5 protein-coding genes and 1 pseudogene are annotated in these 10150 nt (G+C 37.7%); 3 read left to right on the plus strand and 3 right to left on the minus strand.

Translation table 11 applies throughout. The annotated features are described in order from the left end of the window. Positions 1–93: 93 nt before the first annotated feature. Positions 94–276 (minus strand): annotated as a pseudogene (locus DP117_RS36715) (RNA methyltransferase PUA domain-containing protein); the annotation flags it as partial. 264 nt (positions 277–540) lie between these two features. Here DP117_RS36715 and DP117_RS31745 point away from each other — a divergent pair. The 3 genes from DP117_RS31745 to DP117_RS31755 are packed head-to-tail and all read left to right on the plus strand — an operon-like array spanning position 541 to position 6037. Beyond that, on the plus strand, positions 541–2127 hold the full coding sequence (locus DP117_RS31745; protein WP_169222162.1) for an AAA-like domain-containing protein: 1587 nt from the start codon (positions 541–543) through the stop codon (positions 2125–2127). 20 nt (positions 2128–2147) lie between these two features. Then, a complete protein-coding gene (locus DP117_RS31750) occupies positions 2148–4871 on the plus strand; it encodes an AAA-like domain-containing protein (protein WP_169222163.1) in 2724 nt (907 codons plus the stop codon). Positions 4872–4891: 20 nt separating this feature from the next. Next, entirely contained in the window at positions 4892–6037 is a 1146-nt protein-coding gene (locus tag DP117_RS31755; RefSeq protein ID WP_169222164.1) for a C45 family peptidase, read from the plus strand. Between the two features lie 183 nt (positions 6038–6220). On the opposite strand, the gene DP117_RS31760 is transcribed toward DP117_RS31755, so the two are convergent. After that, positions 6221–9154, minus strand: coding sequence for a tetratricopeptide repeat protein (locus DP117_RS31760; RefSeq protein WP_169222165.1), 2934 nt, complete (start codon positions 9152–9154; stop codon positions 6221–6223). A 65-nt stretch (positions 9155–9219) separates the two neighbouring features. Further along, entirely contained in the window at positions 9220–9768 is a 549-nt protein-coding gene (locus tag DP117_RS31765; protein ID WP_248277921.1) for a hypothetical protein, read from the minus strand. Positions 9769–10150 lie beyond the last annotated feature (382 nt).

Below are 10150 nucleotides of genomic sequence, written 5' to 3' on the forward strand. Positions count from 1 at the left end.
ACGGGGATTTGAGAAGCCCACACTGACCCGTTAGGGCAGTGTGTGGTAGTTCACATTGTAGTAGAGCTTAAGCACACCACATCATCAAATTCATTTTCTTTTTTCTCCTTCTAACTCCACCAGCCAGTATTTCGCCTTACCATCGATTGCAATGAAGCGATCGCCGTCACATCAACGTAATACACGCTCCAGGTAATGTAGTTGTTGAGGTGTGAGCAAAATTTCCTCTTGTTGGAACTGTGAAAATGCGATCGCTAGTCTTTGTACTTGAGCCATGTGATTTTAGGCGTTGGTGAATACAGAAATTATTTGTTGAGTGTAAGGATAAGCATTTGATTGAGATGAAGTGTACTGATGTCTCTTCATCATAACTTTATAATTCAACCAAACATAACTTTATAATTCAACAAGATTTAAGAAAATTAACGTAACTTAACGTAATTTCACTGTTGACATACTGATAGTACCCATAAGCGGCAATGAGTATTAGTGAAAAACGACGCTGGCTGATAAATAATTTATCTTAGGGAGTGATTCTGGATGAAAAACGATTGCCAGATTAGGATTCTGTTTTTGACGGCTGATCCTACTGATACAGCTAGGCTTCGTTTACAACAGGAGTTGCGAGATATCAGAGAAAGGTTGCAACTAGCCAAGGAGCGAGAAAGATTTCGGATAGAGTACAGACCATCTGCACGTCCAGGAGATATCATTCAAGCAATAGTGGATGTTGAGCCTGATATTGTTCATTTTTCCGGACATAGCACAAGTAGTGGTGAGCTTTGCTTTGAAAATGAATTTGGTGAAACTCAACCTGTACAAGCTTCAGCTTTAGCTGCGCTGTTTGAATTAGTGGCCGATCAAGTCAGTTGTGTGTTTCTGAATGCTTGTTATTCAGAGATTCAGGCAAAGGCTATTGTTAAGCATATCGCTTTTGTGATTGGAATGAACCAAGCAATCGGTGATCCAGCTGCGATCGCCTTTGCTGTCGGCTTTTACACAGCACTGGGAGCAAGTCGCCCGATTGAAGAGGCTTTTAAGTTTGGTTGTGCGGATATTCAATTAAAAGGCATTTCCGAATATTCCACCCCAGTTCTGCATAAAAAGAAAGACAAACGCTCAGCTGGTATCTATGTGGAGCGTCCGAGAATCGAAGAGCGCTGTTATGAGGAGATTATACAGCCTGGTGCTTTGATTCGTATCAAAGCACCTAACAAGATGGGCAAAACATCTCTGATGAATCGGATTCTCACTTATGCAAGAGGACATAACTATCAAACAGCGACTTTATGCTTTCGGGAGTTAGTAGATAGCACAGTACTAGTTGATCTGGAAAAATTCTTACAGTCTTTCTGTGTTGCTGTTGGGAATGAGTTAGGGCTACCCAATAAGTTAAATGAGTATTGGGATAATCAAGCGACTCCCATTTATAACAGCAAAATTTACTTTCAACAATACTTGTTAGCAAACAGGACTAGTCCTTTAGTACTCGCTCTAAATCATGTTGATTTAGTTTTTGAACAACCATTAATTGCTCAAGACTTTTGTACCATGCTCCGAACATGGCACGAATTGGCAAAATCTGGCAATTCCATTGGTATGATTTGGGAAAAACTGCGTTTGATAATTGTTCATTCCACCGAAGTTTATGCTTCGCTAGATATCAATAGCTCACCCCTTGCTAATGTGGGGTTACCGATAGATTTACCAGAATTTAGTCTGAAGCAGGTTCGGAATTTGGTCAAGCGTCATGGACTGAGGTGGAATAGAAATCAGAGCGAGCAACTGATGGAAATGTTAGGAGGACATCCCTTTTTACTGCGAACAGCGTGCGATTATTTTAGACTTCATGAAATTACCTTTGAGAACTTTTTAGAAATTGCACCTACTCCAGCTGGACCATTTAGTGACCATCTGCTTGAACTCTTGGAAATCCTTAACAAAAATTCAGAGTTAAAAACAAAGTTTCGTAAAGTTGTCAGGGCGGATAGCCCAGTGCAACTAGAGCCAGCTTTTGCTAGATCATTGCAACGTTTGGGACTGGTAAAGTTAGAAGGATATTCCGCCAAGCCACGCTGCAAATTGTATCGTGATTATTTCCGCTTTTACCTAGGTAATAACAAATAACGGACAATGGGTAATGAACAATGAAATACTATCAAGTAGGCGGAACTTTACAACCAGGCAATCCTAGTTATGTAGAACGACAAGCTGATAGAAATCTTTTTGAAGGACTACAAGCCGGGAAGTTCTGTTATGTCTTCAATTCTCGGCAGATGGGTAAATCTAGCTTGCGAGTCCAAGTCAGCAAAAAATTAGAAAATGAAGGCTTCAGGTGTGGTTTAATCACTCTTGATTCATTTGGAACTCAACTAGTTACCCAAGAACAGTGGTATTATACTTTCATCAAAAATTTGGCAGATACGTTCGAGTTACAAATCAAGCAATTATCAACTTGGTGGCAAGAGCGTAAGCAGCTAACTCCTTTGCAGCGATTATCTGATTTCTTTCAAGAAATATTACTGGCAGAAGTCTCTGGAAACATAGTCATTTTTATAGACGAAATAGACATTGTTCTTGGTTTAGATTTTCCAATCGATGATTTTTTTGTTTTTATCCGTGATTGCTATAACAAGCGTGCTGATAATCCAAACTACAACCGAATTACCTTTGCGTTGCTAGGAGTGGCTACGCCCTCTCAATTAATTCAAGATAAGAAGCGCACGCCTTTTAATATTGGTGAAGCAATTCAATTAAACGGTTTTTCATTTGAGGAAGTTCGACCTCTAGCCCAAGGGTTAAAAAATAAAGTTAATAATAAACTCAATATTGCCGAAGACCTTCTTCAAGAAGTGTTGAACTGGACTGGTGGTCAACCCTTTATCACTCAAAAAATATGTAAAATGATTGCAGATTCTCAAGATATTATTCCTGTTAATAGAGAAGCAATATTTAGGCGGGTAACAAGATTAGTAGAAACAAAGATAATTGAAAATTGGGAAATTCAGGATGAACCTCAACATTTAAGGACTATTCGCGACAGAATTATCAATAGTAAAGAACCTATTTTGAAGTTGCTGAAGCTCTACTTAAAACTTCTGCAAACACAAGAGTTACAAGTTGATGACAGTCCAGAGCAAAGTGAATTAATTTTGTCAGGTCTTGTAGTAGAAAAAAACGGTAAATTAACTATTTCTAACAAAATTTATCAACGAGTTTTTGATTCAAAATGGGTCGATGAAATGCTAGCAGATACACGACCTTATGACGAGGAGTTACTCGGATGGTTGTCTTCTGAGCGCCAAAATAAATCCTGGCTATTACGGGGACAAAAATTACGAAAAGCAATCAAATGGAGTGCTGGTAAAATTTTGACAGTTGAAGATTATCAATTTCTCAATACCAGCCTAGAATTAGAACTAAAAAATGCTCATCAATCTCAGCGGATTCCCTGGGCGATAGCTGCAATGCTAGTGGTGGTAATTGGGGTAAGTGTACCGCAATTAACGAGAAGAATTCAATCATTATTTATTCCATATGTATCTGAACCAGAACTCTTTAGTCAAGGAGAACGGACTTTCTTTTTGGGTAATGGAAATTTTTATCAAATCAAGGGTATTGAAGCTTTCAAAAGAGGCGATTATTCACAAGCGATTTCTTTATTTGAAAAAGCAAAATCGATTGATAGTAATGACCCAGAAGCTGAAATTTACTACAACAATGCACAAGCACATAAACATGGTAGTTATCTAACTTTAGCAGTCGTTGTACCTGTCAATTCTACAAGGGAAATTGCGAGAGAAATCTTGAGAGGAGTCGCACAAGCGCAAACAACTTTTAACATTAGTGGCGGTGACTCACCAGGTCGATTACTAAATATCATTATTGTTAATGATAGTAATGACTTAATAAAAGCTCAAGCAGTTGCTAGAGAGTTGGCTAAAGACTCAAATGTCTTAGGAGTGATTGGACACAATGCTAGTACAGCTAGTCAGGCTGCACTGACTGAGTATCAAAAGGCAGGTTTAGCAATGATATCTCCCACCAGCACCAGTACTACCTTAAAAAGCAAGGTTTTTTTTAGAGCAGTTCCTTCTGATCAACTAAGTGCTGAAACCTTAGCTAACTATGCCATGAGCAAAAACATCAATCGAGTTGTGATTTTTTATAAAGAAGAAGATAGCTACAGTGAAAGCATGATGAACGCTTTTAAAGAGTACTATACCGGAGAAATTGTCAGGCGTGTAAATTTGGCAGACGAGAAACAAGATGCATCTGATCAATTAATACTTAGTGTATTTAAAGATAAAGCTGAAGCGGCTGTTTTTTTCCCAAGTACAGAACTCATTTCTACCGTGATTGACATTGTTCGCGCTTACAAAAAAAATCAAGTGAACTTGCCAAAAAATTTAGAGCTTCTCGGAGGAGAGTCTTTGTATAATCCAGAAACTTTGAAACAAGGTGAAGCTGCTCTTGAAGGCTTGGTTTTGGCGGTTCCTTGGTTTACCAAAGAACCAACTTCAGAAACTTTTGCAAAGCTAGCTTGCGAAAGATGGAAAGGAGGGGTAAGCTGGCGAACTGCTATGAGTTATGATGCAACTCAGGCTTTTACCAAAGCTCTGTTAGCAGCTCTAGAATCCAAAAAGCTCTCTCGACAAACTGTACTTGAAAAGCTCAAATCTATTACGGTTGCATCTGATGAAACTTCAGGAGATGAGCTTAGCTTCAATCAAGGTGAACGTCATAAAAAACCAGTTCTTGTTCAAGTCGTTAAAGTTAAAGCAGATAAAGTCAAAGGTGGTGGCGATCGCTGCAGCGGTTTCCAAGAAAGCGGATTTCATTTTGAAAAAGTACAGTCAAACCAAAACTAATGTAGTGCGAGGCGAGTGTTGTGTCATCTCATGCTGATATAAGTAAAGATTCAACTGTTGAATTACTTACTGCTCAAGGCTTAAAGGTTGTTCCTCCAAATCTTATTGAAGAACATCCAATAGCAAAATTACCCTTAGTTCGTTTAACAGGTTCTCCACAGGAGATAGGAGCAGAACACGGTACTAAGCTCAGCGATCGCATTGAAAGAGCTTTTGAACTTTACAGATCAAAACTTTTTTCCCAATGGACGGATGCTTCCCTCAAGGCGATTTCGTTATCATTTTTTGAGCGGATTCAGGAATTTTCACAGCCGTATGCTGTTGAATTAGAGGCGATCGCATCTCACGCAGGGCGATCGCTTTGGGAAATCATCATGCTGATATCCCGAACTGAAATACTTCGCTCTAGCACACCTAATGAATGTACCTCTATTTACTTCAAACAAAGTAGTATTCTAGGGCAAAATTGGGACTGGGTAGAAGAATTTGAAAACTTAGCTGTCATTTTTGACGTGACACGACAAGATGGTTTCCGCTTTCTTTCTTTAGGAGAACCAGGTTTTGTCAAAATCGGCTTAAACGCAGCAGGTGTTGGCGTTTGTCTCAACATTCTTAAATGTCAAGCCCCCACAGGAGGTATTCCTGTGCATATACTTTTGCGAAAGGTTTTAGACTCTCGCTCACTAAATGAGGCGTATCATGCAATTACTGCTGCTGAACGAGCAACGATGAGTAATATTCTGATCGCAGATGATTCAGGTAAGTATGTCAATCTCGAACTTTCTGGAAACCAATTATTTGCTCTCAATTCAGATGAAGTTGAAGTGAACAATGTTGTGGTTCACACGAATGGATTTCTGACTTCAAAAAGGGAAAAGATTGACTTACCCGAAGAAACTGAAAGTTCAGCAGCGCGAATTGTTCGAGCAAAGTCTCTTACGTCTACTCAAAACGGACGACATGAAGCTGATATGTTAAAAATTCTTCTTGATCAGGAAGGAAATTTACCAATATGTCGCCAGTCAGAGACAAACATCTTTGATGGACTCACTTATGGAACTGTATCAACAGTTGTGATGAATTTGAGGGAAAGAAAACTGATTTTCTCACAAGGTAATCCTCGTAATGGAATATTTTCTTGTGTTTCAATCAGTGACTCAATCTAATTAATGCATGCAAAAATACCTGGCGAGAGGGGCAATTTAAAAATCTTGTTTGGGTGTTTGTGATTGCAGTTCGCTACACTTACTATTCTGATTTAATAAAACTGCTTCTTCAGGAACTATTTCTTTTCTCTCTTCCAAGCCAAAATCATAAATTATATATTCACTATATTCACTGCTATTCTATTACTTATCTACTAAATTTTTAAATAGTTCATGCTCTCTAATATTAGCAAAATCAGGGTCAGTTTTCGCTGATTCTTTACAATTAGTATTTAATTCAATTGCACGTCGTAAGTTATCAATCGTCAGTTCAATATTTCCTTGCATTGCATAACTGCAAGCTAGGTTATATAAAGCCCAAGCGTCTTTAGAATCTAATTGAATTGCTTTGTTTAAAGATGTCAGCGCTTCTTCATAACGTTCTAATTTCAGTAGTAACCAACCTTGCTGACCCCAAGCCCAAGCGTCTTTAGAATCTAATTGAATTGCTTTATTGAAAGATGTCAGCGCTTCTTCGTAACGTTCTAATTTCAGTAGTGACCTACCTTGCTGACCCCAAGTCCAAGCGTCTTTAGAATCTAATTGAATTGCTTTATTGAAAGATGTCAGTGCTTCTTCGTAACGTTCTAATTTCAGTAGTAACCAACCTTGCTGACCCCAAGTCCAAGCGTATGTAGAATCTAATTGAATTGCTTTATTGAAAGATGTCAGCGCTTCTTCATAACGTTCTAATTTCAGTAGTGACCTACCTTGCTGAGCCCAAGCCCAAGCAGGTTTAGAATTTAATTGAATTGCTTTATCAAAAGATGTCAGCGCTTCTTCATAGCGTTTTTCGTTTTGAGCATAGGAATTGGCAAAGTGCTGACGCAATAGATCATGCATAAATCGATAGCTACCACCAACTCGTTGCAGAAATAAGCGATTGGTGCAGTAGTTGAGAAACTTAGCATAATTCCAAGGGACACAACCATTAGACCAAAGAATTACGCGCAAAACTAAATGTCCAATTGCAGAATTTCCTACATATATTCCAATAATTATTGTCAACGATCTTACAAGAAATAATGTCGATTCTAAATTAGGAAATAAATATTTCTCTAAATTGTTATTGAGATTATTTTGATAATGCAATATAAATATTAGTAGAATTAGTAGAGAAAAAAGTACAAATCGAATGATTAAAAGAAATAAGATAAATGAGAAAGAGCATATTAACGCTATAATAACACTGTTAATGACTGATTGGCGAACTCCTTGATTGGGAACCGTTTTGTTTTCTAGTTCTTGTTTTAAAAATCCAGATATCAGCCCATCTATTAGTCCATGCACTAGTCCGAAGAACAGTCCAATGCACAGTCCTAAAAATATTATTGTTATTATAATCAGCGCCAAAATCCACAAAAGCATCAGTTTATTATATCTATTTAAAACATGGCTAATTAGCCCATAATAACTATTTAAGACAACAATAATTAAGGCTAATAAGGCTAAAATTATTACAGAAATAATTCCTAATTTTAATCCAGTTTTAAGTCCTGATTTCAGATCACTGACTAAAGCCGTTGAAAAAAAATTAAAAGAAAAATTAAATTTTTCAAAACTCTGTATTGTACTTCCATTCAATTCTAGCATTAACCCTAAAATCCATCCAAAAATTAGCCCTTTTATTAGATAGAAATCCGAAATTAGCTGGAAATCGGACAACAGTTTAGAAGGAATTTCCGCACTAATTAGGTAAGACAGACCACCTATAAACATATTATATTGATCTAGATAATTAAGAAATCTCCTTATCTTTTCTATTTGCTCATCTATTAAAATTTTTCCGCTAATCTGTCCAATAATCAGCCCTAAAGTTAACCCTAAATACTCCACGTTAGAGAGTATATTTACCCAACGAAATAGTGTTAATAAAATTTCACCGACAAGAAAATTATAAACAAAGATTTGATTTTCAGTTTGTAACCAATATGGTTGCAGTCTTTCAATCAAAAACTCAGAGGCATTCTCATCTATTAATCGCTGTGCCAACCAACCTAACCAGCGTTTAGTATTTTCTTGCTTAGGCTGCTTTTTATCCTTGTAAGGACGTTTGAGCATTCTGTGAATATAAACTTCAAATAGATAACTTAAACGTTCCTCAGAAGACTTCATCTGCTGCCAAGTTTCTTGTGATATTTCTTCAGCAGAAAGAACAATAATATTTAATAGAAGTGGGGTTTTAGCTAACTGATTTAAATAAGTATCATTACTAATACTGCCCCACAATTGTAAATTCCCAGTGTTTTCTAAATATTGATAGACTTGTTCTATAGTAAAAGGATATAATTCCAGGGAGCTATTTAGTTGTAGTAAAGTAGCATACTGCTGATACTCTTCTTGGCGACTACAAACAACTAAAGGATTGCTCCATCCAGTGTGTAGAAAATCATTAATTTTTTTCACGCACTGTTCTTGATATTCTGCTGCCAACTCATCCAAACCATCTAACAGGGGTATAATTTCCTGATTATCTACCCATTTGTTCCCAATATCTTTTCGCACCCCGTATTTATCTTTAAGCTGATTAACTAACCAATCTTTTATACTTTGATTATTATTTTTCCAAGAAGATAAAGAAAATAGTACTGGTATAGGATGTGTAGGGTCTTGTTTAGCACGTTTTATTAAGTCAAAAGCTAACTTAAGGAGGATGGTAGTTTTTCCTGCACCAGGCTGACCTAAAATTAATAATCTACCATCAATATCAGGCTGATCAAAAACTGTAATAATTTCTGTATCTTTCAGACGAACTTTAGGTTTAGAACCAATTTTTACCTCCATATCCCAAGGGCATTCAACCTGAGATGGATTTTGCTCTGCTTCTAGAACAACATAAACACGATTATGTAGAGAACTATTTATCCGACTTTCAACTTCAGTACTAACTTGGTTTAACTGTATTTGTTGTACACGGTCTCTGGAATTTGCTAATTCACTACTATATTTACGTCCAATAAAAATATTAGTTATCTGTTTTAAGATATTACCTTGAATATAGTCGCCTTCAATCCGTTCGTTATAATGACCTCCTTCAGTATTAATATTGCGGTTTTTAAACGGGTTCGGTTCTTCCATATTCTTGCATGAGCTAATTATTAAACCTATGGATTGGCAAACTATGAGCTTATTAATTCAATTCTTTAATCTTCTGCTTGTACTTCCTGCCAGCCTTTGATAGCGCCAACAATAAAAGCACCTGCGGGATTATCAATTGCTTTTTCAAAAGCAGCCAAACCACCTGACTTTGCTGCATTTATTGCACGTTTTTTCAATGATGGATTACTCTCAATGTGCTTGATGGCTTCTGCTGCGACTACCATTTGTTGTGATGTAGTAGTAGTAGGATAAGTTTGCTCTAATTGTTTTAGTAATAGTTGAATTTCAGCAGCAGCTTCAGCAAGACTTTGTGTTTGTCCAGCAGCGTAGTAATTACCTTGAACGTAGTCGCCATGAATGCGCTCGTTATAATTGCCACCACCTGTGTTGATATTGCGATCGCCAGTCATGGTTGTATCTCCCTGAACTATTTTGTTGTTATCGCCTTGGACGTTGTTAACGTTACCGCCAACAGAAGCACCAACGCCACGAAAGCTTGTACCTCCTATTGATGGCAAACATAGACAAAGAGTTTCCAAATGACCTTTAAAAAAACGACCTCTGAGATTTTGACAGGAGTTATCTTGAGGCATAGATTGGCTATTAGATGTTCGGATTTATGCTTTGATACACAATGAGTATGCAATTTTCCGGGTTATAGCGCGGAGTTGCCAATTTTTACGGAATTCATAAAGTCAACGCTGTATACTATATACTATATATTGGTTGCTGACTCACCCACACGGCTCGTAACAAACGGCTACAGTAGCGGTACGACGCTTGCCAAGACTAAGAGCGTGAGAAAGGGGGAAAAGGATGTTACCGCTCTTGCGCGTATGCACACCGGAGGCGGAGCTTTCCTTGCTCCGCTCCATGTAGATCCAAAGAAAAACAATTAAACGACCTGCGGGAGGCGGGTTGCTGCCAGGATACACACGAGTGTATGGGAGTAAGGAGCGAGTCTCAAACCTCCGG

Source organism: Brasilonema sp. UFV-L1 (assembly GCF_012912105.1).
Classification (GTDB): Bacteria; Cyanobacteriota; Cyanobacteriia; order Cyanobacteriales; family Nostocaceae; genus Brasilonema.